Source organism: Vallitalea sediminicola, from assembly GCF_054408565.1.
The window spans coordinates 1-24,095 of sequence record NZ_BTPT01000063.1 but is presented as its reverse complement, the minus strand read 5'-3'; the positions used below and the strand labels follow the sequence as shown (position 1 = coordinate 24,095).

The window sequence follows — 24,095 nt, the reverse complement described above, 5'->3', positions numbered from 1 at the left end:
TTAACTATAAGTAGAGCGACTTACCTTGAAAATATACTGTTAAATTATTACCATCGTTACTGCTTTTTATGTTTATCCATTAAATTAATAAATCTCTTAACAGCCTCATTAGCCATTGTATCATTTGCTAGTTCACTAGCTTTAATCCTCTCTATATGAACTCCTTCGTGGGTTAACATGACGGTTCTATAATGAGCTTCAGTAGGAGTCTCAGTGTGAATAGTATCCCCATCTACCTCAACAATAAGAGCTACTCCATCTTTAAACAAGAAAAAATCAGGTTCAATTCTTTTATACTCTTTTCCACCACGCAAAAAAACAGGCAATGGAGCAAATGAGATACCACTACTCTTTAGGGCTTTATAAAACCTTATTTCTGTTTGAGACCTAAATAATAATCCATCGCACTGTCTTGATGCTATATTATCACTTCTTACTCTACCTTGATTTGTTATACCCTTACCATTTATCCAATCCCTTGCTTTTTCTTGCCACTTATCGTCATCAACTAGCTTAGGACTTATTCTTATATTACTAATTGAACAATTTTCTACTAAAACTAAAGAATTAATTTTGCCGTTAATTTTATTAATAATTGAATTTAATTCATTTTTAAGTTGAGAATAAAGCTTTAAATCAATCATAATATCCAAACAATAATAATAAAAACTTTCATAATTATAACTATCCGTATCATATAAACTCAATTTTGAATCGCATGTGGATAATAATGCTACAATTTTAGTTTCTCCTTCTACAGCAAACATACGGGCTATGGTAGATAATATTAGATTTTTCTTATTTAAAAATTCATCCATTTATATCATTCCTTTCTATCGCAAATTATAATATGATTAAACATACTTATCAAAATTATCTCTAATTTTAAATCTTACAAAAGTCATAATTAATATTATTTGCTACTATTATATTAAATTAATATCTAATTTAATTTAGTATTTCATTGTATTATCACACTTCGGGAATCTAGAACATCCATAAAATGGACCGTATGGACCATTTCTTCTAACTAAGAAGTCATGACATACATTACATCTAACTGGATTTTTAATAATTTCTATATGCTTATTAGTATATTGGCACATAGGATAATTTGTACAACCTACAAATTTATTATCGCCCTCTCTAATTACTAATTTACCACTATCACACTTAGGACATGTCGGATTATTTTCTATATTATTATTTATATTATTATATTGCATAGCTATTCTTTGCTTAGTCATTAGCTCCTTAATGAAAACTGATGGATTTCGTTCCGGAGTAATAATATATGTAGTGTCTTTTGTTCTAGTTATAGCAACATAGAATAATCTTCTTTCTTCTGCATATAAGTACTTTTCAGCATCTGTTAATACATAAGACAATACATAATCATCAGTCATTTGATTTGGAAATCCAGTAATTCTATTCTTAGCATTAATAATTATAACGTTTTTTGCTTCAAGTCCCTTAGAGCGATGAGCTGTGATAAATGTTAATTTAACATTTGGGTACATATTGCATGAAACTTGTTTTAATTTTCCTCCTCTGGTCTTTTCAACTGTAAATTCATCTGTATCTTTTAAATCATCTATATCAAAATTATTACGTCCTATAAGCATAATCTCCGTATTATTACCGCATCTACTAACAATATCTTGAATTGCTTTAAGAGCTGCTATTGATGGTTTAGTTTCGTATCCATATATCTTTAATGGATTTGGATTATGTTGATCTGATTTTAGGTCTTTTGTAAATTGTGAAGGATTATTCATTATAAAGTTACCTGCTATGTTAATTAGTTCTTGTGAGTTTCTATAGGTCTTTTCAATTTTCATCATTTCATAATATCCAAAGAATTTATCAAATTCTTTAAAAAGATTTATATCACTACCTGCAAATCTGTATATAGACTGCCAATCATCACCAACACATAATACCTTAGCTGATACTTTATCTCTAATGGTTTTTATTAACTTATACCTACTGACTGATATATCCTGATATTCATCAATGATTATATATTTGTAATTAGGTATCCATCTTCCTGCTTGTACATATTTTGTTGCTTTATTAATCATATCATCAAAGTCTATTCTTTGAATGGATATTAAGTAATTTTCATAATAAGTGAATAGACGTTCTGCAATATCCATAAAGAGTATTGTTCTTTGTCTTAAAAATCGATTTCTACAATTTATTGCATCGTTCCTAAATTCATTAAATTTTTCTAACGTGTATCCATTAGATTTAAATAGTTGAACAAATGTATTAAATAGATTTATGAGTTCTTTAAAATACCTATCTTCTTTTTGGTCATAAAGACTACTGAATACCTTATAATAGTCTATTGGTATTAATCTAACCCCTTCATTTACAAGAATTTCTTTAAGCTTCTCTAGCAATATTCCTTTTTGATTGTAATGTGAATATGTCTCAATTAATTTAGTTCCTTTTTCAATATGTAATCTTCGCTTCCAAATCATACCCTCAAGATACCTTTGTTCTTCAATACTATTTAACCAAGGAGCTTTACCATATTTATTAATACCAAAGTGTTCTAGGTATATATCATAATCTGTTAGATAAAAATCTGGTTTATACTGTCTATGGTATTGATCTGCTGTATCATATTCATATAATTTTTCATACTCGTAATTAATACCATTTAAATATAAAAAATTAGCTATCATTAATTCTTCAAAACTCTTTACCTGCTCTCCTTGGATTGTTATTTTATCTTCTCTAAGTTCTTTTACTTTATTTTCTACATAAGTATCCTTACTCATTTTACCTTTTAAAGTTGTAAAATCTACTGATTTACAATATTCATAGTAATCGCCTATGTTTCAAATTCATTAACTTCTTTAGGTACATTTATATACAAACCATAAAATTCAATAATTTTATTAACATATTCTCTATTTTTTAATACCTCTTCTTTAAAAAACTTGTTAAAAGGGTTTCCATCTACGTATTTGTCAAATACAATAGGTGGTTTCTTTTCAACCTCTCTAATTATTTTTACTCCCAATGCATGAAATGTTAGGGATTGTACATCAACATTTAATTTTTTAACTATACGTTCCTTCATTTCATCTGCTGCCTTATGGGTATAGGATATCAAAAGTATGTTATTAGGTTCGATTCCTTTACGATCAACGAGGTATTTAACTTTTCCAGATATAGTTAATGTTTTACCTGATCCTGCTCCTGCAACTACAAGATTACTCTTTTCATCTACTACTATAGCTTGTCTTTGCTGAGAGTCTAGTGATTTTCCATCTATATTATTAAATAAATCTTCATTTTCTACTAACTGTTTCTTTACATATTCTTTGTTCCATTCTTTAACATATTTTTCAAGATTAGTGTATACATTCTTGAATGAGTTAATTGTTGATTGTTTACGAATAAAATATGAACTTAATTTATGATGTTCCATAAAATAGAATTCTTTATTAAATTCTTCTTTTATATTAATGAAGTCATGTATAATATAATCCTGCTTAGCTTCATATACTTTTTTCATATATACTTCAATGTCATTATAGTTTGAAAGAAACTCTTTCCATTCCTTAAATTTATTATCTAGATTAATATATATTTCATGAAATTCATTAAAGATATCCAACCTATCAGGATTTCCACTTATTACGAATTGATATAACATGTCAAACTGCTTTTTCAATCTATCTCTAGTTTCAACTGTACATGTTTTATAATTCAGTTGAGAAATAATCTGTAGAAATTCATGAGCCTTATTTTCATATTCCTTTAATTGATTAAATAGTATCTCATATATATTATCTAATTCATTATAACAACTAATGAAGGATTCTTTATATTGTTCAAAATCTAATTGTATTGAGCTAAGTTTATTATCTGAAATATATTTAGCTATGTATTTAAATAGAATTGAACAGTCGTGAATATCTTTATTACTATAAAATGTATATGTTGATTTATATTTATTCTTTAAAGATAATATACTATCGTTTTCTATATAAATTCTTGTTTCTATTAATTTATCATAGTCATTATTAAATTCATTGGTTAATGCAATTTGCTTTCTAAATTTGTGTTTTATTGGTATTAATAAAATATCTCCAATCACTATGTTATACTCTCCCTGTGATAATTACTGATTATTATTGCTAAATTACAAAATATAATAACATTATAATGTTTGTATGCATCTATTAATTTATCAGCATAATATTTTGTTTTATATTATATACCTATTATTTATTATTTTCAATAAATTAGTATATATTTCAACATTATCTATTATAATGTGTAGTGAATACAAATTTATAATTTTTCACTCTAAATACTTTAATATTCCCAATAAGTTAGCAATATCATATACCAATTTTCCTAAAACACGTTTATTCGTATCTTCCTGATCTACATAATTAGATAATACTAGTCTCATAATATCTTTTTTACCATTAAATATTTCTGGATGATTTATTATAATTTCATCTAAATATTCTTCATTATATATTTTTGCTATCTGTATTAGCTCCATAACAATATCCTTATGATTTTTATTGTATAATGATTCTAAATGAAATATTTTTTTGTTATATTCTGCTTTTCTTATTAGCTCATTCTGCTTATAAATTGGCTCTACATCGTCTCCGTATTGATAAATACGTTTACTAAAACCTATATCAAAATTTGATGAGTTACTAAATAAAAAATCATAATTATTTTGACTGTCAATGTTACAATTTATTGAAAATATATAATTCTTATTAAAACCATCTTGATATGGATTTAATGCTTCTATATGATCTTCTGCTTTTGTTTTAACTAATTTCAAATTACTTTTCAAATTAGAATTACATACATGGCAAGAAGGTATCAAATTATATAAAGACATAGATAAAAAAGGAAATTTATCTTGACATAAAAAATGGTCTAACTCTGGTCTTGTTTTTCCTTTGTAAATATCATTTTTTTTACTTTCATCAATTGAAATATATTGTCTATTACAATAAGGGCATACTTTAATATCTAATTCTTTTAGTAATGAATAAGCCCCCCATTGTTCTATTTCAAACAAATTTTTAATATTATTTAATGCATCCTCTCTTATTTTTGTTATACTTTGGTTGCAATTGATATTAATAATTTCATGTTCAAGTTCATTTATTTTATCCAACTTATCCTTACTTAATTTATTTTTATTTTCATTTTTATAACACTTAATATTTTTAATTACTTGTATCAACTTATTTTGTTTTTCAGGAAAATTCTTTACATTAACAACGGTATTAGTAATTTTATTAAAAATATGTTCGATAGAATATTTGCCCTTTAATTTCTTCTCTTTATAGAACGATTCATAATTAAATATATATTTAATTTCTTTATTTAAAGTCTTTTCACCTACGTCTTTTAACGCTTCATCATATAATTGATATAGGGTTTTTTTTGATTTTTTATCATTAAATTCTACTAACTTTATTAGGATTTCTGGTTTACCAATAATGATATCTTCAAAGTTATTATATAATTTTTTATAAAATATGTATTGGTGTGATTTGTTTTTATTTTCTAATTCTGCTACCTTTTGTTTAAGTTTCTTCTTGATAAATTCATTTGCATATTGTAAATGCTTTTCTTCTATTTGCTTTCTTTTTTCTACTTCTATATTTATTTTTATCATTTGCTTAAACCTTTCAACATTCTTAACATTTTATCGTGATAGTGTATCTCATCTTTAATACTCTTAATATTGTTTATTTTAAAATTCATACTCATATAAGAAATATCATCTAATAGATTTTTTACAACTCTTCTAATAATAGGTTCACCTATCCCATCTATAAAGGGACTATATTCTTTTTCAACTTTACTAACGACTTCATCCAATATTGTTTTTGAGTCATTTGTACTATTTTGTGATAATCTTTCCCACATATCCAACTCTTTTAAGCTTTTATAATAATCTTCATCTTCTTTTATTTGTAATTGGTTATCTAAACATTTACTTAGATTTTTTCGTATATTAGTTAACTCTGTTATAGTATTATTAATTTTATTCTTTGCAAATTCTCCAACAGTACTATTATTCATAAAAAAACTACTACCTAAAAGTGTATGTATATTAGTTCCAAATGTTTGCTTAAAATTATCATTATCACAAACTTCACATTGTCCATTCCTATTTATTAGAAATATGATATCTTCTTTTAATAAATCAGAAATAATATACGGTTCATTTGTTGTAACTATAATTTGTATTGTACTTAAATAATCAAAATCAGCTTTTGTGATAGCTTTTATAAATTGAATAAAATCATTTATAAAATGTCTTTTCCAACTAGGATGATAATATAGGTCTGGTTCATCTAATAATATTATTATATTATCTTGTTCTGTTAGTTCCTTTAATGAGTAACTTATCCTTGAATACATAGTTAAAGCACTATATTCGCCTGAGCTCATATTATCTTCGTTCATCCATTGTATTTGAATAGATTCTTTGAATAAGGGTAAATCTAAAAACTTTTTAATTCTTGTAATAATATTTTTATTTTTTATGTATGCCTTCGGAATAATCTTATTGTTTGGTTCAAATTTTATATCTTTTAATAAATTTAATATTTGTATAATTTTTTGATGTTTATTAAGAAAGACAGTAACATTATTTTTTTTTGCATTTAATTGGTCATTTACTTCATCTTTTAATTCACATCCATATAATAAGGTAATTTTATCTGTAATCTTTTTTGTTTGATTAAATGTATTTATTAGATATTCTATATTTTGTATATTTCTATCATTATCCTTAAAGAATTTCATAAATACTCTTAAAATATAACTTAATGATACTAATTGATTAACATTTAAAACTTTCTTTACTTTGATATAATCTAAATAAAATTTTTGATCATCAAATATTGTTAATGAATTTATTACTTTAAATACCATTTTTGTAGGCTTCTTAAACTTGTCAGTATTAAAATCAATTTTTTTGTTAAGAACGAAATCTGCAATTTTACACTTGTCATCATTATCCAAACTTTGATATGTCTCTTGTTTATATAATCCTAGTTTATCTGTTAATTTATAAAGATATTTCTCTCTTAAAAGATTGTCTGTTGAAATATCATCAACAATATCATAATTATATAATTCATCATAATATTCATCTGGACCCGAATGAGTATCATTAATAAATTTAACGATTTGATTGCCACACAGTTCCTTGTCAATAATTAATTCGCAATCAGTATTGAAGCTTGGTGAATAGTGTATTACTTTATTTTTTACTTTCATACGTATTAATTCAGATTTATCCATTACTACTATGTTTTCATTTTCTAAATCAAGTTTATTATTTTTAAATTCACCTTTTCCATTGTTATATACCTTAATTTTATTAGAACATTTTATAATCATCAATACCCCTGATTTGAGTGAGTCATCATATAATTCTCCATCCATTAGCTTACCTATCATTCTTAATAAAAAACTTTTTCCTGCTCCATTTTCTCCTACAATCCCTGTAACACTTGATATTTTACATTCTTCATTATCCAAGTTAAAATATTTTTCCATATGATTAAATTCCTTTTTATGTAATTTCCCATTTTCATATTTAAATTTAACAGTACTACTAAAATTAAAACCTTGTTTTTTAAATTTATCTTTATAATTTTCAACCCATATATACAATAATTCCATTATTAATCACCTTTCTCTTTAATAGTTATACTTCTATCATTTGTCAAAAGATACTATTTTATATAGCATCTATTAATTATTTAACTTTTAGGAAACGGATTAACCCTCTAAAAAAATCCTGTAACTACACAAGAACTGGGGTCATGAGCACCCGCACCTAATACAATCTTCTCACAGTACCTTTTTTATCCCATACTAATTTAATATGCATAAAACCAAGTAAAGCGTTATTAACTAGAATAGATTACATAATTAACAGTTATCAATCAATGTGTCTATTGATAACTGTTAATTCTACTACATTATTGGACTCTTAATTTAATAATGCCGTTTGACCCGAACTCTTTAAACTCAATCAAGATTGGCTGTCTTCCTTTTAGATATTTAAAATTTACTTCTCTTTCTTTTTTCTCATATGGAAATAATGTACCAAAAAATCCACCTTGTTCAGCTTTCTCTTTAGTATCAAATTCAACTATAAAATGTCCTTCATCCAATTCTTTATCCTTAGTATTATTTAGTAACTTATAATTAATTGTAAAATTATTATATCCTAATTCTTCATTTATTTTTATATTATTAATTACTAACTCCAATCCACTTTCTAACTTGTATGATTTATTTAGCTCTAGTTCTTCTACCTTTACTTCATCTTCAACATTTTCTTGAATAACTTTATATGTTATTCCTATTGTCTTTTTACTTTCATCAACAGAAACTTGTACGTTCAAATCTAATAAAACATTTATATCTATCATCATTCTATTATTATGTATAATAGCAATACTATGATCTTTTGTTTTAATATCTTCATTGAGTTTATATTTATGATCATTAATTACTATAGATATATGATTATCTAATTTTTCTAATGCTACTTCATTTTTTTCACTATTGAAATCACATTTACACCCAATTATATCTGCTGCCTCTCTTACAGAAATATATAGAACTTCACCATTATCATATATTTCTTTGTTTAAACCAGCATCTTCTCCATTGATTATTATTTTATATATATCTTTTTTAATAACAGGCTCTTTATTTTCATCATTCTCTATCTTTATCTCTTTGTTTACAACCTCTTCTTCCACAATTTTAATACTTTCACCAAGTCCTACTGTATGGGTTTCACCATCCCAAGTAACTTCTTGTCCTAACATAGTAGCAACTTTTCTTATTGGCAAATAAGTAGTTCCTTTATATACCATACTAAATGGTATTTCTTGTCCATTACTCAGAGTATAGCTTTCTCCAACATTTGCAACTTCGTTTCCATTTAATGCAACATTTACACTATTAAAAATTACTTCAATTAATTCTGTATTCCCTGTGGCATACGCTAGTGAATTAATAAATACCATAGTAACGAAAACACCTACTAAAAATCCTTTTACTTTATTTTTCATCATCTTATCCTCCGACTAGTTATTATGATTATTCTTTTACATCTGTATTGATAACAACTATTACTTACTCCTTTTGATGAGCAATAAATTGTATAATTTATACCAATACATTTACCAGTATATATATTAATTTATTTTACATATTAAGTCAAATAACATTAATAATTTATAATACTTACTGTAAATATTCTAGCATTACTTTGTATTGATACCCTTATCTACTCACAGTATCTTTTTAAGGATAAATATATTACATAAACCATAGAATTTTTAATAATATAAGATAAAGCAATTTGCACATTATTAAAATATATACCATCACTATGTATTGGTTTGAGTTTTACATATGTATAAAACTGTCAAACTCATTTGATTTAATTCTTTCTAATATATACTTTGATTTTTAGAAGTTGAGTTTGACACACGTTATTTATGTCAAACTCAACAAGATTATCAATTTCATTTCCGTTTTAATTGATGTTTTAAGATAGGTGTTTTAGATAAGATAATTCATTCTTCATTAGATATTTCTAGATGTTTATGATTAATTATATTGGATATTACTGATTATATTTTATAGTCCTATGTTTAGATAAGTTTCCTTTGTATCTGTAGAGTGCTCATGATATATTATCTCTTCCATCTTCGATAGTCCTCTTTTTCTTATTCTCTTGCACTGGCTTTCACTTATATGTACATGATATTCAACCTGCATCCAAGTATGATGTTCTATATCTCTTAGTCTGATAATCTTTTCTTCTGCTTCATCCAGTATACTCATGGCATCATCTAATTCCATTATTATGTTCTGATATTCTTTGATTCTATTTTCTTTTTGTATCCTTCTTAATGCTATTGCTTCTACTGGTGATTTGATATTATTGGTTGCTCCTGTTTTTACTGTGTCATAGTTTATACCATTTAATGGACTTTCCTCTAAGTATTTTTCATCTATCTTGATTGTATTTTTTATTAGGTGATAACTCTTAAGGTTACTCACAATCTTATTCATTTTCTTTGTCATAACTATCTTCATTTTCTTTCACTCCTTATCGTATTAAAAAAGAAGTCCCTTAGAATATTTATTATTCTTCAAGGACTTCTAGAGTCTCTAATTACCTATTGTTGTATAATGCTTACACTTCTTACACTTTATGGTTATTCTTCCTTTTATGATGTGACCTTTAGCTAAAGTTTTATTGCAGTTCTCACACTTAATCACTTTGTCTTCTTCTTTATCTTTTTGATTCAATTAAACCACTTCTCTCATTATCTAAAATCTATTGTATTCGTTGCTGGGTATTGTTTATGTACGTTTTTATATTTGTTTGTTTATAGATCAAAGTTCCAAATGCTTAATTGTCCTTTTGCAGGTATTGGATTAATTAATTCTATATCTTCTAGTATCCATCCATACCTACCTAGTGCATAATCTCCGAAATAAAATTCATAGTTTCCAACTATATATATTTTATCACCCTCTAGTACTGCACCCTCTTCTTGACTCTCTACCACTTTTGCACAGTCAACCAATTTAGCTTTTGCAAGAATAACTCCTGTAGGTAGATTAGTAGTATTATATCCATGCATATTCAATACTCTCTTTGGTATATCTTCATAGCAGAAATCTTTATCAACTTTTTTACCTGCATGTATGTATATCTCTCCACGATAATTAGCTTTCCATGAACGAGTTTCAATTTTCTTGGCTGCTACTGCTATTAGTGTAGCCCATGGTTGAATTATAGTTAATGCTTTTCTTTCCATTGTTTCCCCTCACTTTCTTAAGATTTATTTTATATAGATATATTTTATCTTTTAATAATCGGTTAGTAATTCTCGACACATATTAATCCTGATTGGTTTACTCCTGATATCATTTTAGCAAATGTTGTCCATTTATCACCAAACTTGAATTCTTGATTGAGGTCCTCTTCAATACAGAAACGCTCAATGAATTCTTCTTTTGTTTCAACTGGCTCTCCATATTCATTGAATGCATCCAGTCCCCAGTTTTTTTCAGCAATGTTTAATGCATCTTCTTTGTCTTTAGCTGCAAACCATTCTGATACAGCATCTTCATTAAGTCTAAATACTTTCAAGATGGTTCCATGTTCAATTAGCTTTTCTCCAATTACTGCTGCATCTTCTATTGGTATACACATTTCAGTGGATTTTTTATCATGATCTGTTACATGAATCATTATGTATCCTTCTTTATCTTTATTAATTGATATCTCTTCTCCACTCAGACCTTTATAAATCTGTTGCATTTCTACTTTTCCATTTTTGTTCTCTTTCATTTATTTCACCCTTCCTGATTTATTAATCCCTTTTCCACATTTAACGCATACTCTTATAGGCTTTTCATCATTAAGACTTACAAATTTACTATTACTTGGTTTTTCAAATAACTGGTAGTCATGTTTACAAAAAAGTTGTTTTAGCTTTCCCTTAATTGGTATTGTTACTGGTTTCATTCTTCATCACCTTCTATATTATTTAGATTTATTTAATATCCACCATTATTATCTAGTAACCACTCTTTTAGTTTGATTTGAGCCTTTGCAAAAGCTAACTCCATGTCATTATCTTGAACTTTAATAATATCAGTTCCATGTTTTGGGTGAGTGGTTTTATATCCAATGGTAATACACCAATCCATAATGCTTGAATGATATATTTCTAATGCCCATCCATTTCCATCTTTGATCGTATTGTAAAATCTTAAAAAATCATCCATGTATTTTCTCCTTCCAAATACTAACCTTTAACTTATTTCTATCTTTAATTATTTATGTTATACTTACTTCTGGGTGATTATTGATGAAAAGATACTTAAGCAAATATATTCAAGTAAGCATGTTATTTATTGTTTTATTAGCTCTACCATTTTTAACTTACATAACTAGTCATTTTTTGTATTTTGGTGTATATGGATTAGTTTCTTTAATAAGTCTAATACTAATTATTGTTGTTATTGTACCCAGAGTGATTAATGTTCTTAAAGAATATATCAGTAATGTTCATTTGATATATTCTTTGATAATAATAGTTGGAATCTTATCAATCACAGTGGGTAATATTTTGTTTAATGATTTCTGAGATATCATTGATTACATCTAGATTTTACTGTTATAACCAATGATTCTGTATATCTCATCTCTTAAGCTTTCATACGCCCATCTAGGAATATCTATGTATTGAATACCAACATGCAATCTCATTGATTTTGTATTTCCTTTTATGCTTTTTGATAGATGATCTATAACTTCTTTCGTATGATCTGCATCTAATCCCCTTACATACCATACAGTGTCTTTCTTTTGTAGATAAATAGAATATGTATCTATATAATTAACTATCTTATCTTTATCTGGTGTTAACAATCCAACTTTACCAAGTTCAATGTAAGCTTTTCTATCTAGGATTACATCAAGTATCATTCTTAGTTTAATACTTATTCTTTTTTTCATATTCAACTCCTTTACTACACCAAGTTTTTAATTAAATAGCTTTCTCTTGGATTTCTTCATCCTTTGAATAGTCCAATCCATCTTGTCTACCCTTTTGATAAGAATTATAATCAATCTGCTCTTGATCAATTCCTTTACCTTTGAAGTCACCTGAGAATCCTTTTTCAATTTCATTATATTTTTTTATCACTGGTACTGGCATTACTGCAACAAGTGCATATTCCTCTTTATTCTCATTCTTCATTTTTATTGATTGTTCCTTTAACTTCTTATCAAGTCCTTGGATGAAACCAATGGCATATGATTTTCTATCAAGTCTTTTTCTTCTACTGGATGTGTTGATAATATTAACTACTTGCTTATATACTAAGGATGTTAGTTCAACATCTTCCTCTAACCCTAGAAAGATTACTCTATAGCTATTTCTTGAATGTTTTAGATATGTTTTACATCTAAAATGTTTAGCTATAACATGAGCAAGAGTCCTTTTCCATGGAGACCTCATCTTCTCGGTTTCACCTTGAACAACTTTATCTTCTTTTTCTTGTATATCATTCATTGATAATTTATGTTTACCCATCAGCGACCTAGCTTTTATAATTGCTGATTGAGCTTCATACTCATTCTGACTTTCTGCTAGTCTAAGTAATTTTTGTACTTTCTCTATAACTGATTCTAATTCATTTTGCATCTCTAATTCCTCCTTTGTAAAATCAACTTCCAGTTCTTCCTAAACTAAACCGAACTTTAGCTAACTTCAATTTATAGTTATTTTATGATATAATAAAGTCAAAATATTATGTATGAGGTGTTGTAGTGAATAAAATTGGTTTTTGCTTATCAGGTATAATGTCACTAATTTGTTTGATTGCTATGTTAATAAATGCTTTCATCATTGGATTAACACCAACTATCGGACAAATAGTATGGAATTTCTCTAGATTTACCACTTATCATTACAAAGATTTTTTACCTAACTTTTCATCGTCTTATGCTATAAGTATCATTTTCTTTATAATAAGTTTTTGCTTATGTATTATGTTCTATATAAAAGAAAAAATGGAACACAAATAGTTTTATTATAGGGGATTAATTCCCCTATAATAAACCAAGCTTTAATCCTGTTTAGCTGTAATATAATCTTCTCTGAACAATTCATATTCTTTATAGTCATGATATTCTCCATCTAGCAATTTGCAGTCTTGCTTATATATACCTACGATTCTACCATTGTACTTTGACGTTAGCTTATCATATGTGCTTTCTATAGGATTGCCTATGTAAACTCCGTATTTCAGTTTTCTGTATTTGTACTTACAAAATATATCATCAATTGCTTTTAATAAATCTCTTGCGAAAGTTATTTTTGTAGTAAAATTAACGGCACATAAATCACTACATACTTGATTTCTTTGGTTTATACCATACCTAATGTATCCCATTACATCTCCATTGCTGTCCAGTGATGCAAATTCTTGTTCATTCCAAGTTGAATTACTTGGCTGATATTCATCTGTATATCCACTATTAAAATACATGTAATGTTCTTCAAATGCTATTTCCCACAGCTTTCGCTTTAGTTCATCTGTATACAATTGAGCTGGTGCTAACATCGAATTCCTCCAATCTACGCTAAACACAATTTTCGTCTACAAGTATCTACCTCTTTTACGTATGTTATGGTATTGTGTATTAATTCAAATGAAAAGAGGTGAATATTATGTACAAAACAGGTGAAAAACCAAGCAAAGGTACATGTATATGTACTACATGTGGACAGAGGGTGGTTTTAGACAATAATACCGACATTTTACCGCCATGTCCAAAGTGTGAAGCTACTACTTATCGTAAAGCTTAGTCACATAATTTCTAATTTCTGCATCCGAATACCCGAATAACTTACCTAGTACCCAATGATCGTATATGTTGTTTGGTGTTTCGGGTACATTTTCAATCACTTCAAGAAGATACTCATCTTTAAATATATACACAATACTCCATTCTGGATATCCTTTAACTGTTTCAACTCTAGCATTTAACTTCTGCTGATTTATATATTCAACTATTTTATCAACATATATTGTCTTAGGTTGCATTAATGCTACTGGCTTAGTTCCCTTTGATACCTCATAACAATAAGCATTTAACTCACCTTGGTAATATTCTATACCCATCTTCTCACCTCTTTTCTATTATTATCTACATGAAGCCCTTCACTAATCCAAGCTTAACTACCTTCCATTCACTACTCTCATTTTTTTTATTTCTTCATATCTCAATTCATATTTCAAATCACGAATGAGTTTCTTTAATTCTTCATCATTATATGCATTGCTACATTTTTCAGCATACGTTTTAAGTAATCCAGCCACATCATAATTATTCATTAATGCCACTCCTTTACCAAATCAATCTTTTAATCATATTGAGGGCTGTTCTTCTGTACTAATCAAGCTTTGGCAATTAACTCTATATTCTTCTAACAATTTATTCATAACTTCTATGTCACCTTTTTTACGTCTTATATAGCCCTGTTCCTGAAGCTTATTTAAGTCACTGTATATTATTGATCTACTAGCGTATATATTAATGCCTGGTCTACTTAATTCTTTTATGAAATATTCTCCTATAGAACTGCTATACATGCTATATTCATAGTCACCTTTGGTAAAAATATTTCTATGTACCATACCTCCATCAAAATAAATGGTAGCTTTCCCTGTAGTAATTCTTCTGCAATTATCTGTTATAATCTTCTTAATAGTTTCTCTTCTAATAGCTATGTTTCCCTTAATCAAGTGATCACTCCTTTGTTAAACCAAGTTTTCCTATTTGTCTTTCCCTTTTGGCTCGTTTTTTTGTCGAAATTGAAATGATGGAATATAGATCATCTAATCCTGTCACTTACAAAGCTATCGAATCTAGTGAGTAATTCATCCAATTTAAGCTGTGATTCCATAAAATTAATTAATGTATAATTGGTCTTGGTAATTCTTACACTTAATAATGTAGTTGATAGTACCAGTATAAAAACAATTACTTTTAGTGCTCTTACATTTTTTTCATGCTTCCTAACTTGCACTTCAAGAGCATGGATTCTTTTTTCAATACTTTTCTCTTCTTCCATCATCGCATATCCCCTTTAACCTATACCGCTTAACAATGGTCTATTATTTAATTTATTCCTATAGATTTCTCCTATAGCATCTTTCAAACCTAAACGATTATGTGTTTTCGCTTTTTCAGAGCCACATGTGAAAATGTATTCCATCCCACAACACGTTCTTCTATATTCCAAATCTATATCTAACGTTGCTAATTCTTCTTTTATACTTTTAAAATTAGCCATATGATCCTCCCTATAATAATTTTTTTCTAACTATGTAATTGAATATTTATCATTACCAAGGATAAAATAACTTTATAATACTTAAGTTGGAGGTCTTTTTTATGAAAATAGTAGTTGATAAATCTCGTTGTCCTCAAAATCATCCTTGTCCTTCTGTAAAAGTCTGCCCTGTAAATGCTATAATTCAAGAAGGTAATAAAGCTCCAATAATAGATTATGATAAATGTATTAAATGCAAAAAATGTATTTCGTATTGTCCAATGGGAGCTTTTAAAATTGAACAATGATCTATATTTTCGATTATAATTCAATATTTAATTTGCTTTCTTGTAATCTTCCCATCTAACACTTTTAAATACTGCTTTATGATTTACCCATCTGGCAAAATTCTTTTGATATCTATTGGCTTTGTCATAAGGCATTACAAAAGGTGATATTCCTAGTTCATTTAACTTTGTTACTCTGTAGAAATCTTCTTCTGGTGTACTCCAAAAGCCTATTAATACATAACACATAATTTTATAAGGTTTAATGTATTTAATTATATCTTTCAACTTCGGTAGTAAGTTTTCTCTTGGATCATCCCAAGCTATATGTATCTGCTTATATCTTTTTATCTTGTTTAGATAGTAAGCGTGTTCTTGAGTCATGATTCTTGCATCAATACCATGGAAGTTTACTGGTTGTTTTAGTTTCAATAATTGTTCTGCTGCTTCTCTCCAATTAGGGTTAGCAAAGAAATTATTATCTAGAACTTCTATATGTTTTCCTTTTGGATTAAGTTCCATAGGTTTAACTGGATATATGTATCCTTCTTTTTGCCTTACTACACAAAAGGGACAATTTCTTATGCATCCTCTAGAGAAGAATTGCATTGAGTAATCACATTTTGGATAAATAGTGTAATCAATGTCGATTTCATTTTCAATCTCTTCTGGTAGTTTTGATGTTATATCATATCCTGTACCGCCTTTTATAATTTCACAGTTTGTAGGTAGGTATAAGTCATCATCTGAGAAATTAAATATTTTACTTACATATACCCGATCTAATTTTCCTGAAAGTATTGGATGATACCATTCTACGTGGTCACCTATTTTCTTATGAAAAGCTGATATTTTCATTAGTGCAATATTCACCATCTTTGAATCTACGTCTACTATTCCTATTCTCATGTTCACACCACCTATACTGGTAATACTTATGCTTTAGTTCCGATAAACTGTTTAGTTGATATTAATAAATTCATATTTCAATTAGAGCAATTATTTACATATTGTTTTAACTGATTTAGTTCCTCAATTCTTATATCAGTCTTCCATATCCATCTTCTTATCATATGTTATAAAATTTTGAATAAATTATAGTATTGGCTGTATAACAGCTAAAACGAAAGGAGTCTTTACAATGAAAAAAATTATTTTACCTGCTTTACTCACACTAGTCTTAACTATAATGCCAACCATGGAAATTCAAGCTGGATGTAACCATATGTGGAAGGGTATATCATCAGGTACTGATACATACACTGAAATTCATAACTGTATTGCTACTGAGATATCAGATGGAACCGTTATTCATTACGAAACACAATGTACAATAACCCATTATGTCGAGTATACTGTAAATCAATGTGAGTTCTGTGATGAACAAAGAACTATAGTAACAAGAAGATATTCAAAACATAGTGTTCCTGGTTGTATTCCCATAGATTAATGTGATATAGAAGGTATGATGTTTGTATCTGCCTTCTTTTTTCACAAAACTAATATTTAGCTCCTGTACTAATCTTTTTTATACTGCACATTTATCATTCAGTTCAATCAACTCTGGTAAATTAGCTTCTACTAGAGCTTTTGCAAATGGTGGCGGTACTGCATTACCACATCTTGCGACTTGGGCTGTCTTTGGATACTTATTGTTTTTGTAATCTTTTTCTATTATGTAATCTGGTGGAAATCCTTGTGCGTTGAACAATTCTCTTGGTTGTAACATTCTGAGTCCAATATCAATGATTTTGTATGGTTCGTTCTTTATTGTTATGAGTCCGAATCTATCTTTTGAGGTAATAGTATGTAATGGCTCGTTTAGTTTCTGTCCTATGTCACATCCATAGTATTTTATTAGGAATGCTGCTGTTAGTGCATATCTATTTGAACCGTCTATGGTTGTGATAGGTTTGTTTAGTTCTTGACCTCTTACTTCATTTTCTCTTGTTTCTGTATGATAAGTTGATATAAATGGTGTTATGAAACCATCTTTTTCAAATCCTGTTTGTCCAGTCCTGACTATATATGGTTTTGGATTATCTATTACAAATTTCTTTATTCCTTTTGCAATCCGTTTCATTGTGTTTTCTGCCAGTGGTTTTTTTCTGTCAAAGATACTAGGGCAAGGTATAGACCAATCAATTATTTCTGCTGCTGTTCTCCATGGTTTTAGGTTTCTACCTTGAATTGTTTCTGGATTGCCATGTGTGGCTTCTGTCCATATGATTTTTTTACCGTCTGATCTTGCTATTAGAAAGAATCTTTTTCTGGTGGTTGGTGCTCCATAATCACATGCTCTAAGTTCTCTGTATTCAACTTTATACCCATTTTCTTGTAAAGCCTTAATGAAATGATTGAAGGTCTCTCCTTTTCTCTCTTTTATTGCATTGCCTTCTTCATCAAGTGGACCCCATGTCTTAAATTCTTCTACGTTTTCTAATATTATTACTCTTGGTTTTACTAAACTTGCCCATTTAACCGCCACCCAAGCAAGACCTCTTATCTTCTTGTTTTTGGGTTTTCCACCTTTTGCTTTACTGAAGTGTTTACAGTCTGGACTAAACCATGCTAAACCGACTTTTTTACCTTTGGTTACTTCCACCGGGTCTACTTCCCAAACACTTTCACAGTAGTGTTTAGTAAATGGATGATTTGCTCTATGCATTGCTATAGCAGCTGGGTCATGATTGATTGCTATGTCCACTGTTCTTCCTAGTGCCATTTCTATACCAACTGATGCTCCTCCTCCACCTGCAAAGTTATCAATTATAAGCTCATAATTCTCTATATCGTTCAATGTCATTTGCTTCATGTTCTCACCTCGTACAAAAACTTTATCTATGGTTTTTCAATTTTATTTAGTTTCTTCATGTTCTTTCTCTCAAAAACCCTATCTCCTGTCATTTTAGCTATACACTCTATACCAAGTGTTGCTATATCTATGATGTTATCAGCCTTATTGATCTTGATTCTGTACTGTTCACTGATTTTTATGTATTTGGCTTCCACTTCTGCCTCATCAAGGTTATAGAGGGTATGATCGCAGTATTGAAAATACTTGGAGCCATCTTCACCATTCTTCATTTTTTCCAGTAACATCTTGGTATTTTCTTTCATGCTTTAACCACCTTGAGATTCAAGTTCTTGTATTTTCTTAAGATACTGAGCTTGAGTTATTTTTCCTAAGTCTAGTAGATTCTTCAAATCTAACTTTTGTTGGAATATCTCGTATTGTTTACTATCTGTCTGCTCATAGTTAATAAAACCACTGGCAGGCTTTTGCTGTTGTTTTGGTTGTGGTTTTGCTTTATTGGGATATGTACCCTCTAGTATCTTGATGGCATTATCGCTCTTGATTAACCAATCAAAGTTACAAGCACACCATATCCCATCTCTACCTGATATGAAATCACTTATCTCTGCCATTTCAAATATTCTATAGAATCTTTCAATGTCTTTATTTACAACCTTTGATTCATAGAGTCTTTTAATAGCTTTCTTACGCTTGTCTGTGATTTTTAACACCTTTGGTAAGGAGGTACATGTTTCGTTGTACTTATCTACAATCTCCTGATAGATGTTCTTTTTCTTTTTTGGAACTTGGTCTGGTTCGTCCGTTTTTGTATATATATTATTATTACTTGTATTATTATATATTGTATTACTCTCTTCACAGTTTTCCGAAGGGGGGGTGTCGACTTCTCGAAGGGGGTCTTCGACATTTCGAGGGGGGTCTTCGATATTTCGAGGAGGGTCTTCGATATCTGGAAGGGGTACATTATTGTATTCACGATTGAATCCTTTGTTGGTTACTTTGACTATCCTCTTGATAATCTGTTTGCCATCTTTTATGTATGCAATAGTAATGTAACCCTTGGCTTCCAAGGATTTTATTATCTCTGAGCATCTATTCTTGGATAGACCGAAGAACTTAGCGAAGTGTTCATTTTTCGCATAGCATCCTCCACTATTATCCAATGAGTCAATTTCAACTAGAAATATTCGCTCCTGCATAGTTAGATCACTTGATAACCATATTTCTTTTGGTATCCATATCCCTTTAAAATCTCTTTCCATGTGTAATCCCCCTCTAATCCTCTTCACTGAGAATCAAGTTCTTTAATTCACTGTCTATTGATTCACTGTCTATTGATTCAACCTTTTTTAAGTCACTAGCTGTTGACCTTATATCTGTTAACTGCCTGTTATTATGAACTTGTTTAATTTCCATAACTTCTGTAGCTTCTTGATTATTGGTTGGTGTTCCAGTGGTTCCAATAGTCTTAACTGTTTCATCAGCTAGTATTGAATCATTAGTGTTGTCATTAGGTATGTTATTAGTCTTATGATTACTGCTATTATTGATGCTGTTATTAGTCTTGTCTTTACTTAGTATTAAATCTATCTTGTCCTCTATTCTTGTCATGCTCACAGCCATATTTCTGTAATGTTCATAGAATCTAACTGCTTCACATACGTACTGTGAAGCATTAGATTTATTGTTCAGCAGGTCAAGTATCTCTTTGTTGTCCTCATTGAATGTGAGTAGTTTTCTTAGTTTATTACTCATAATACTCCTGCCTTTACTAATCCCACTACTTGGAAGCCTTTTACATTCGCCCACTGGGTATCTTGGTTAGATATCTTAGCATGGGGTAAGTATTTCTTTATATGATCTAGGATGAATTTACTTGTTCCACCTATTAACATGACTGTCATGGTTGATAGGTTGATGTTCTTTTCTCGTATTGGCTTTAGTATATAGTTGGTTATGTAGTTGTCTATGGAGCTGCTTACTAGTTTTGCACTGTCTTCTTGTAGTTCTCCGTTGATTATTATTCCACCGTTTTTTAGAGCGTTCACAGCTGTTGCAAGGTCATAGTCTTCTCCATAGTGACTTGATAAGTCTTCTCTTACTATGGTTTCCAGTACAAGTCCACCGTTGTTATTAGAGAATAGACTGCTTGGTACTGGAACACGATTGTCATATATTCCAAAGTTCATGTTCCTACCACCAATATCTAATATTCCCACTCTCTGGTGTACGAATGTATGAGGTTCTAGGTAGACTATTCCGCTACCTTCACATTTGACTATGACTTTTTCTATGTTGATGTTATAAGCTGTGTCATCTACTGTTATTGATATAGGGTTATCATCACAGATATATTTTCTGTAAGCTTCTTTTAGCTTAGTGTTCTTGTAGATGGCTGTCGGACAACCAATGGTCAATATTACAGTTGGATCAGTATCCTCATTTGCTATCTTTGCTATAGCTGTTAGTGTAGCTAATTTATGTATAAGAGAAGTCTTTGTTGTAGTAGTATCATATAGTTCTCCTTGCTCACCGATTATGTATTCATGGTTTTGGTATTTCACCTTATATGATTCACCATAGACTTCCATCTCTCCATTATCCATGTCATAATATCTTGTGTTAAAAAATACCTGTCTGTCTTTGGTCTGAGTGACTTTTCTCCCTACACTCTTAGTTGCGTGTTTACCTGCATCTACTGAAATGATGTATTTCATCTATCTATTCCTCCCTTGTTGGATATCCTATTGATATCTTTTTTATGAACTAATCTGGAAGTATCGCTTTTCCAAGTTTTGCCATAATTTCTAAAGTTCGATATGCTTTTTCATCATGTAATCCTTGTAAATCCTCTTCTAACTTTTTTAATTGTTCGTAGAGGATTTCCATTGTATTAATCTTAATTTCTAGTCCACGATTTTTGTATGCATAAGTACGGTGCATATTGCTTTCGTACTCTTTTCTTGTTTCAACATTTTTCTTTTCTTGTGTGTCTCCTGCTTTCTTATTAATATTCTTTTCTCTACTACCAGCTGTTTTTTTATCTAATTCTTTCATGTCCTGCTCTCTCCTTCTTTAATTTATCCTTTGTATCGTTCGTCTCTTTCCGTATTACATCCTCTAGATTTTCAAGTATTGTGTTAAGGTCAACTCATTGAAATAAATTATCGACTATGTCATTTCCTATCAATGCTCTTTCTTTTGCTTCTCCAGTTAATAGTGTCATTGGCTTTACCTTCTTTCTATTTTCATAGATATCCTATTGATATCCTGTTCTAGCATGTATATATTTAAAAATCTGTATGTGTAAGTGGGTTTAATGAAAACTTAATGCTTTTAAATCTAGCAATCAAATGTTAGTAAACATCTATTTCTACTAGCAGCTATGATAATGCCCTGTTCTATTAGCTGATTGACTTTTCTATCTGTTACACCTAGTATTGTTCCTATTGTCTTACGGTCGGTCTCTAATGTATTTAAATCATTTAAGTCATTAATAGTAATCACATCCCTATATTAAAGAATAATCTTCACATCTTCGCATTCTTAAGTAGTCTTCCAATCTTTTATATTTGCTGAATAGGATTGTGCGTATCTGATTATTTCAACCATACTGTTTATGTCATAGTCCTTATTTTTACTTAGAATATATTTGATTACACTTAAGATACTTTCTGCTTTCTGGACTGTTTTTTCAATTTGTTCCTTATCACCTACTAGCTGTTCTATATATTCAAGTGTCTTTAATACATTCTCTAGATTTTTAAGTGTTTCGTTAAGTTCAACTTCTTGAAATAGGCTATCGACTATTTCATTTCCTATCAATGCTCTTTCTTTTGCTTCTCCAGTTAATAGTGTCATTGCTTTTCCCTTCTTTCTATTTTCATAGATATTCTATTGATATCCATGTCTTCTATGGGGATATTATATTGATATCCTAGTAAACTATAGGGATATCATATTGATATCTGAAAGTGGTTAGATATTATATTGATATCCCTTTTTGTGTTTTTGGATATCCTATTGATATCCTAGTAAATCATAGGGATATCATATTGATATCTGAAAGGGGAGGTAGATATTATATTGATATCCCTTTTATGTAATCGGATATCATATTGATATCCTGTTCTAGCATATATATTTAAATCTGTATGTGTAAGTGGCTTCAAATGAAAACTTAGTATCTCTAATAATCACAATTGAATGTTAGTAATTCACTTATTTCTTTAGCTATAGGTATTACCTTGTCATATTTCTTTTTCTGTATGTATTTGTCTTGTACCTGTTGTAGTATTCTTATCTGCTCATTGATGATTGATTCTTGTTTAATGTCTGTCTTAGTCATGTGTTTAATGTAATTCTGTAAGCTTTCTATTAGTAAACATCTATTTCTATCTGTAGCTATAATGATGCCCTGTTCTATTAGCTGATTGACTTTTCTGTCTGTTACACTTAGTATTGTTCCTAGTGTTTTACGACCGGTCTCTAAGGTATTTAAATATTCAAAGTCATTAATAGTAATCACTTCCCTTTTTTAAGATATGAGTTATTCAATAGTTCATTTATCAAAGAATAATCTTCACATCTTTACCTTCCAATTCTTCTGACAAGTATTCCTTGATGGCTTCCATTGCATTGACTCTCCATCCTGTTCCACCTGCTTCAAATAATGCAGCTGCTGGACCTGTTTTCATTCTGAATACAAATTTGTTATATGGTTGTTGTAGTTCAGGGAATGTTCTATATGGTGCCAGTTCTACTGGATTAGGTAGTTGTACATCTGCTACTCTTGCTATTCCTGTTCTTGCTGTGACTGTTTGTGTTACTCCATCATCACCAGTGTTTTGAACCATTTCTTCTTTTATGTTTCCTATGATCTTCAACATGGTCTGCATATCAAGATTGGGTTCGAAGCAACTTTGTAACATGATGTTGAAGCTTTCTGTATCCATGAAGCTGTTGAATTCTACCTGTGGTAATATTGCCTTGGCTTCTACTAACTTCTCTCTTTTCCTATCTTTGTTGAGTTTTGAATATACTCTGACAATACTTGGTGATTTTATATGT

General features: G+C 29.1%; 36 protein-coding genes. 5 read left to right on the top strand and 31 right to left on the bottom strand.

Features of this window, described 5'->3' with window-relative positions:
- Positions 1 to 56: 56 nt before the first annotated feature.
- The 12 genes from ACX6CF_RS21190 to ACX6CF_RS21135 all read right to left on the bottom strand — a co-directional run bounded on the left by ACX6CF_RS21190 (position 57) and on the right by ACX6CF_RS21135 (position 11,859).
- Positions 57 to 818, bottom strand: coding sequence for a hypothetical protein (locus ACX6CF_RS21190; protein WP_458787365.1), 762 nt, complete (start codon positions 816 to 818; stop codon positions 57 to 59).
- 135 nt (positions 819 to 953) lie between these two features.
- On the bottom strand, positions 954 to 2,792 hold the full coding sequence (locus ACX6CF_RS21185; RefSeq protein ID WP_458787364.1) for a topoisomerase DNA-binding C4 zinc finger domain-containing protein: 1,839 nt from the start codon (positions 2,790 to 2,792) through the stop codon (positions 954 to 956).
- A gap of 53 nt (positions 2,793 to 2,845) precedes the next feature.
- The gene (locus ACX6CF_RS21180) at positions 2,846 to 4,120 is read right to left on the bottom strand and encodes a UvrD-helicase domain-containing protein (RefSeq protein WP_458787363.1); all 1,275 of its coding nucleotides are present in this window, start codon (positions 4,118 to 4,120) and stop codon (positions 2,846 to 2,848) included.
- Positions 4,121 to 4,327: 207 nt separating this feature from the next.
- A complete protein-coding gene (locus ACX6CF_RS21175; protein ID WP_458787362.1) occupies positions 4,328 to 5,683 on the bottom strand; it encodes a hypothetical protein in 1,356 nt (451 codons plus the stop codon).
- Positions 5,680 to 7,707, bottom strand: a complete 2,028-nt coding sequence (locus ACX6CF_RS21170; RefSeq protein WP_458787361.1) for an AAA family ATPase — start codon at positions 7,705 to 7,707, stop codon at positions 5,680 to 5,682. Before ACX6CF_RS21170 ends, ACX6CF_RS21175 begins: the two co-directional genes overlap by 4 nt.
- A gap of 302 nt (positions 7,708 to 8,009) precedes the next feature.
- Positions 8,010 to 9,116 carry a stalk domain-containing protein gene (locus ACX6CF_RS21165; protein WP_458787360.1) on the bottom strand — a complete coding sequence of 369 codons (1,107 nt, stop codon included), beginning with the start codon at positions 9,114 to 9,116 and terminating at the stop codon, positions 8,010 to 8,012.
- 574 nt (positions 9,117 to 9,690) lie between these two features.
- Positions 9,691 to 10,152: a sigma-70 RNA polymerase sigma factor region 4 domain-containing protein gene (locus ACX6CF_RS21160; RefSeq protein ID WP_458787359.1), complete on the bottom strand. Its 462-nt coding sequence runs from the start codon at positions 10,150 to 10,152 to the stop codon at positions 9,691 to 9,693.
- A 75-nt stretch (positions 10,153 to 10,227) separates the two neighbouring features.
- Positions 10,228 to 10,368, bottom strand: coding sequence for a hypothetical protein (locus ACX6CF_RS21155; RefSeq protein ID WP_458787358.1), 141 nt, complete (start codon positions 10,366 to 10,368; stop codon positions 10,228 to 10,230).
- 80 nt (positions 10,369 to 10,448) lie between these two features.
- Positions 10,449 to 10,883: an ASCH domain-containing protein gene (locus ACX6CF_RS21150; protein WP_458787357.1), complete on the bottom strand. Its 435-nt coding sequence runs from the start codon at positions 10,881 to 10,883 to the stop codon at positions 10,449 to 10,451.
- Positions 10,884 to 10,945: 62 nt separating this feature from the next.
- Entirely contained in the window at positions 10,946 to 11,419 is a 474-nt protein-coding gene (locus ACX6CF_RS21145; protein WP_458787356.1) for a hypothetical protein, read from the bottom strand.
- Positions 11,420 to 11,596 (bottom strand): hypothetical protein, encoded by a 177-nt coding sequence (locus ACX6CF_RS21140; protein ID WP_458787355.1) that lies wholly within the window; start codon positions 11,594 to 11,596, stop codon positions 11,420 to 11,422. It lies immediately after the preceding gene.
- A 32-nt stretch (positions 11,597 to 11,628) separates the two neighbouring features.
- On the bottom strand, positions 11,629 to 11,859 hold the full coding sequence (locus tag ACX6CF_RS21135; protein ID WP_458787354.1) for a hypothetical protein: 231 nt from the start codon (positions 11,857 to 11,859) through the stop codon (positions 11,629 to 11,631).
- Between the two features lie 83 nt (positions 11,860 to 11,942).
- Between ACX6CF_RS21135 and ACX6CF_RS21130 the strand changes: the two genes are divergently transcribed.
- Entirely contained in the window at positions 11,943 to 12,221 is a 279-nt protein-coding gene (locus tag ACX6CF_RS21130; protein WP_458787353.1) for a hypothetical protein, read from the top strand.
- Positions 12,222 to 12,238: 17 nt separating this feature from the next.
- On the opposite strand, the gene ACX6CF_RS21125 is transcribed toward ACX6CF_RS21130, so the two are convergent.
- A complete protein-coding gene (locus ACX6CF_RS21125; protein ID WP_458787352.1) occupies positions 12,239 to 12,592 on the bottom strand; it encodes a hypothetical protein in 354 nt (117 codons plus the stop codon).
- Positions 12,593 to 12,623: 31 nt separating this feature from the next.
- Complete coding sequence (locus ACX6CF_RS21120; protein WP_458787351.1) at positions 12,624 to 13,283, bottom strand: DUF2786 domain-containing protein; 660 nt, start codon at positions 13,281 to 13,283, stop codon at positions 12,624 to 12,626.
- A 125-nt stretch (positions 13,284 to 13,408) separates the two neighbouring features.
- Here ACX6CF_RS21120 and ACX6CF_RS21115 point away from each other — a divergent pair, with 125 nt between their 5' ends.
- A complete protein-coding gene (locus ACX6CF_RS21115) occupies positions 13,409 to 13,666 on the top strand; it encodes a hypothetical protein (RefSeq protein WP_458787350.1) in 258 nt (85 codons plus the stop codon).
- 41 nt (positions 13,667 to 13,707) lie between these two features.
- On the opposite strand, the gene ACX6CF_RS21110 is transcribed toward ACX6CF_RS21115, so the two are convergent.
- Entirely contained in the window at positions 13,708 to 14,205 is a 498-nt protein-coding gene (locus ACX6CF_RS21110; RefSeq protein ID WP_458787349.1) for a hypothetical protein, read from the bottom strand.
- 107 nt (positions 14,206 to 14,312) lie between these two features.
- Between ACX6CF_RS21110 and ACX6CF_RS21105 the strand changes: the two genes are divergently transcribed.
- The gene (locus ACX6CF_RS21105) at positions 14,313 to 14,450 is read left to right on the top strand and encodes a zinc ribbon-containing protein (RefSeq protein ID WP_458787348.1); all 138 of its coding nucleotides are present in this window, start codon (positions 14,313 to 14,315) and stop codon (positions 14,448 to 14,450) included.
- Here the strand turns inward: ACX6CF_RS21105 and ACX6CF_RS21100 are convergent.
- From ACX6CF_RS21100 to ACX6CF_RS21080, 5 genes are all read right to left on the bottom strand, one after another.
- Positions 14,431 to 14,766 carry a hypothetical protein gene (locus ACX6CF_RS21100; protein WP_458787347.1) on the bottom strand — a complete coding sequence of 112 codons (336 nt, stop codon included), beginning with the start codon at positions 14,764 to 14,766 and terminating at the stop codon, positions 14,431 to 14,433. The genes ACX6CF_RS21105 and ACX6CF_RS21100 overlap by 20 nt on opposite strands.
- A gap of 57 nt (positions 14,767 to 14,823) precedes the next feature.
- A complete protein-coding gene (locus tag ACX6CF_RS21095) occupies positions 14,824 to 14,979 on the bottom strand; it encodes a hypothetical protein (RefSeq protein ID WP_458787346.1) in 156 nt (51 codons plus the stop codon).
- 33 nt (positions 14,980 to 15,012) lie between these two features.
- Positions 15,013 to 15,390 carry a hypothetical protein gene (locus ACX6CF_RS21090; RefSeq protein WP_458787345.1) on the bottom strand — a complete coding sequence of 126 codons (378 nt, stop codon included), beginning with the start codon at positions 15,388 to 15,390 and terminating at the stop codon, positions 15,013 to 15,015.
- 89 nt (positions 15,391 to 15,479) lie between these two features.
- A complete protein-coding gene (locus ACX6CF_RS21085) occupies positions 15,480 to 15,722 on the bottom strand; it encodes a hypothetical protein (RefSeq protein WP_458787344.1) in 243 nt (80 codons plus the stop codon).
- A 12-nt stretch (positions 15,723 to 15,734) separates the two neighbouring features.
- Entirely contained in the window at positions 15,735 to 15,941 is a 207-nt protein-coding gene (locus ACX6CF_RS21080) for a hypothetical protein (RefSeq protein ID WP_458787343.1), read from the bottom strand.
- 101 nt (positions 15,942 to 16,042) lie between these two features.
- Here ACX6CF_RS21080 and ACX6CF_RS21075 point away from each other — a divergent pair, with 101 nt between their 5' ends.
- Positions 16,043 to 16,228 (top strand): DUF362 domain-containing protein, encoded by a 186-nt coding sequence (locus ACX6CF_RS21075; RefSeq protein ID WP_458787342.1) that lies wholly within the window; start codon positions 16,043 to 16,045, stop codon positions 16,226 to 16,228.
- A 27-nt stretch (positions 16,229 to 16,255) separates the two neighbouring features.
- Here ACX6CF_RS21075 and ACX6CF_RS21070 read toward each other — a convergent pair whose 3' ends face one another.
- Positions 16,256 to 17,116 carry a radical SAM protein gene (locus ACX6CF_RS21070; RefSeq protein ID WP_458787341.1) on the bottom strand — a complete coding sequence of 287 codons (861 nt, stop codon included), beginning with the start codon at positions 17,114 to 17,116 and terminating at the stop codon, positions 16,256 to 16,258.
- Between the two features lie 232 nt (positions 17,117 to 17,348).
- On the opposite strand from ACX6CF_RS21070, the gene ACX6CF_RS21065 reads away from it, so the two are divergent.
- Entirely contained in the window at positions 17,349 to 17,657 is a 309-nt protein-coding gene (locus ACX6CF_RS21065) for a hypothetical protein (protein WP_458787340.1), read from the top strand.
- 78 nt (positions 17,658 to 17,735) lie between these two features.
- On the opposite strand, the gene ACX6CF_RS21060 is transcribed toward ACX6CF_RS21065, so the two are convergent.
- The 10 genes from ACX6CF_RS21060 to ACX6CF_RS21015 all read right to left on the bottom strand — a co-directional run.
- The gene (locus ACX6CF_RS21060) at positions 17,736 to 19,022 is read right to left on the bottom strand and encodes a DNA cytosine methyltransferase (RefSeq protein WP_458787339.1); all 1,287 of its coding nucleotides are present in this window, start codon (positions 19,020 to 19,022) and stop codon (positions 17,736 to 17,738) included.
- A gap of 26 nt (positions 19,023 to 19,048) precedes the next feature.
- Positions 19,049 to 19,327 carry a hypothetical protein gene (locus tag ACX6CF_RS21055; RefSeq protein ID WP_458787338.1) on the bottom strand — a complete coding sequence of 93 codons (279 nt, stop codon included), beginning with the start codon at positions 19,325 to 19,327 and terminating at the stop codon, positions 19,049 to 19,051.
- Positions 19,328 to 19,330: 3 nt separating this feature from the next.
- Complete coding sequence (locus ACX6CF_RS21050; RefSeq protein ID WP_458787337.1) at positions 19,331 to 20,287, bottom strand: helix-turn-helix domain-containing protein; 957 nt, start codon at positions 20,285 to 20,287, stop codon at positions 19,331 to 19,333.
- A gap of 13 nt (positions 20,288 to 20,300) precedes the next feature.
- The gene (locus ACX6CF_RS21045) at positions 20,301 to 20,780 is read right to left on the bottom strand and encodes a hypothetical protein (protein WP_458787336.1); all 480 of its coding nucleotides are present in this window, start codon (positions 20,778 to 20,780) and stop codon (positions 20,301 to 20,303) included.
- Positions 20,777 to 21,742 (bottom strand): ParM/StbA family protein, encoded by a 966-nt coding sequence (locus ACX6CF_RS21040; RefSeq protein ID WP_458787335.1) that lies wholly within the window; start codon positions 21,740 to 21,742, stop codon positions 20,777 to 20,779. Before ACX6CF_RS21040 ends, ACX6CF_RS21045 begins: the two co-directional genes overlap by 4 nt.
- Before the next feature lie 49 nt (positions 21,743 to 21,791).
- On the bottom strand, positions 21,792 to 22,082 hold the full coding sequence (locus ACX6CF_RS21035; protein ID WP_458787334.1) for a hypothetical protein: 291 nt from the start codon (positions 22,080 to 22,082) through the stop codon (positions 21,792 to 21,794).
- Between the two features lie 285 nt (positions 22,083 to 22,367).
- The gene (locus tag ACX6CF_RS21030; RefSeq protein ID WP_458787333.1) at positions 22,368 to 22,532 is read right to left on the bottom strand and encodes a hypothetical protein; all 165 of its coding nucleotides are present in this window, start codon (positions 22,530 to 22,532) and stop codon (positions 22,368 to 22,370) included.
- A 39-nt stretch (positions 22,533 to 22,571) separates the two neighbouring features.
- The gene (locus ACX6CF_RS21025) at positions 22,572 to 22,886 is read right to left on the bottom strand and encodes a hypothetical protein (protein ID WP_458787332.1); all 315 of its coding nucleotides are present in this window, start codon (positions 22,884 to 22,886) and stop codon (positions 22,572 to 22,574) included.
- Positions 22,887 to 23,214: 328 nt separating this feature from the next.
- Positions 23,215 to 23,553, bottom strand: a complete 339-nt coding sequence (locus ACX6CF_RS21020; RefSeq protein WP_458787331.1) for a hypothetical protein — start codon at positions 23,551 to 23,553, stop codon at positions 23,215 to 23,217.
- Between the two features lie 40 nt (positions 23,554 to 23,593).
- Positions 23,594 to 24,095 (bottom strand): hypothetical protein (locus ACX6CF_RS21015; RefSeq protein ID WP_458787330.1); only part of this gene is annotated, 502 nt, incomplete at its 5' end.

Coding starts and splice junctions, on each gene's coding strand:
- ACX6CF_RS21190 (WP_458787365.1), bottom strand. CDS start 818: ATGGATGAATTTTTAAATAAGAAAAATCTAATATTATCTACCATAGCC.
- ACX6CF_RS21185 (WP_458787364.1), bottom strand. CDS start 2,792: ATGAGTAAGGATACTTATGTAGAAAATAAAGTAAAAGAACTTAGAGAA.
- ACX6CF_RS21175 (WP_458787362.1), bottom strand. CDS start 5,683: ATGATAAAAATAAATATAGAAGTAGAAAAAAGAAAGCAAATAGAAGAA.
- ACX6CF_RS21170 (WP_458787361.1), bottom strand. CDS start 7,707: ATGGAATTATTGTATATATGGGTTGAAAATTATAAAGATAAATTTAAA.
- ACX6CF_RS21165 (WP_458787360.1), bottom strand. CDS start 9,116: ATGAAAAATAAAGTAAAAGGATTTTTAGTAGGTGTTTTCGTTACTATG.
- ACX6CF_RS21160 (WP_458787359.1), bottom strand. CDS start 10,152: ATGAAGATAGTTATGACAAAGAAAATGAATAAGATTGTGAGTAACCTT.
- ACX6CF_RS21150 (WP_458787357.1), bottom strand. CDS start 10,883: ATGGAAAGAAAAGCATTAACTATAATTCAACCATGGGCTACACTAATA.
- ACX6CF_RS21145 (WP_458787356.1), bottom strand. CDS start 11,419: ATGAAAGAGAACAAAAATGGAAAAGTAGAAATGCAACAGATTTATAAA.
- ACX6CF_RS21140 (WP_458787355.1), bottom strand. CDS start 11,596: ATGAAACCAGTAACAATACCAATTAAGGGAAAGCTAAAACAACTTTTT.
- ACX6CF_RS21135 (WP_458787354.1), bottom strand. CDS start 11,859: ATGGATGATTTTTTAAGATTTTACAATACGATCAAAGATGGAAATGGA.
- ACX6CF_RS21130 (WP_458787353.1), top strand. CDS start 11,943: ATGAAAAGATACTTAAGCAAATATATTCAAGTAAGCATGTTATTTATT.
- ACX6CF_RS21125 (WP_458787352.1), bottom strand. CDS start 12,592: ATGAAAAAAAGAATAAGTATTAAACTAAGAATGATACTTGATGTAATC.
- ACX6CF_RS21120 (WP_458787351.1), bottom strand. CDS start 13,283: ATGCAAAATGAATTAGAATCAGTTATAGAGAAAGTACAAAAATTACTT.
- ACX6CF_RS21110 (WP_458787349.1), bottom strand. CDS start 14,205: ATGTTAGCACCAGCTCAATTGTATACAGATGAACTAAAGCGAAAGCTG.
- ACX6CF_RS21105 (WP_458787348.1), top strand. CDS start 14,313: ATGTACAAAACAGGTGAAAAACCAAGCAAAGGTACATGTATATGTACT.
- ACX6CF_RS21100 (WP_458787347.1), bottom strand. CDS start 14,766: ATGGGTATAGAATATTACCAAGGTGAGTTAAATGCTTATTGTTATGAG.
- ACX6CF_RS21095 (WP_458787346.1), bottom strand. CDS start 14,979: ATGAATAATTATGATGTGGCTGGATTACTTAAAACGTATGCTGAAAAA.
- ACX6CF_RS21085 (WP_458787344.1), bottom strand. CDS start 15,722: ATGATGGAAGAAGAGAAAAGTATTGAAAAAAGAATCCATGCTCTTGAA.
- ACX6CF_RS21080 (WP_458787343.1), bottom strand. CDS start 15,941: ATGGCTAATTTTAAAAGTATAAAAGAAGAATTAGCAACGTTAGATATA.
- ACX6CF_RS21075 (WP_458787342.1), top strand. CDS start 16,043: ATGAAAATAGTAGTTGATAAATCTCGTTGTCCTCAAAATCATCCTTGT.
- ACX6CF_RS21070 (WP_458787341.1), bottom strand. CDS start 17,116: ATGAGAATAGGAATAGTAGACGTAGATTCAAAGATGGTGAATATTGCA.
- ACX6CF_RS21065 (WP_458787340.1), top strand. CDS start 17,349: ATGAAAAAAATTATTTTACCTGCTTTACTCACACTAGTCTTAACTATA.
- ACX6CF_RS21060 (WP_458787339.1), bottom strand. CDS start 19,022: ATGAAGCAAATGACATTGAACGATATAGAGAATTATGAGCTTATAATT.
- ACX6CF_RS21055 (WP_458787338.1), bottom strand. CDS start 19,327: ATGAAAGAAAATACCAAGATGTTACTGGAAAAAATGAAGAATGGTGAA.
- ACX6CF_RS21050 (WP_458787337.1), bottom strand. CDS start 20,287: ATGGAAAGAGATTTTAAAGGGATATGGATACCAAAAGAAATATGGTTA.
- ACX6CF_RS21045 (WP_458787336.1), bottom strand. CDS start 20,780: ATGAGTAATAAACTAAGAAAACTACTCACATTCAATGAGGACAACAAA.
- ACX6CF_RS21040 (WP_458787335.1), bottom strand. CDS start 21,742: ATGAAATACATCATTTCAGTAGATGCAGGTAAACACGCAACTAAGAGT.
- ACX6CF_RS21035 (WP_458787334.1), bottom strand. CDS start 22,082: ATGAAAGAATTAGATAAAAAAACAGCTGGTAGTAGAGAAAAGAATATT.
- ACX6CF_RS21025 (WP_458787332.1), bottom strand. CDS start 22,886: ATGACACTATTAACTGGAGAAGCAAAAGAAAGAGCATTGATAGGAAAT.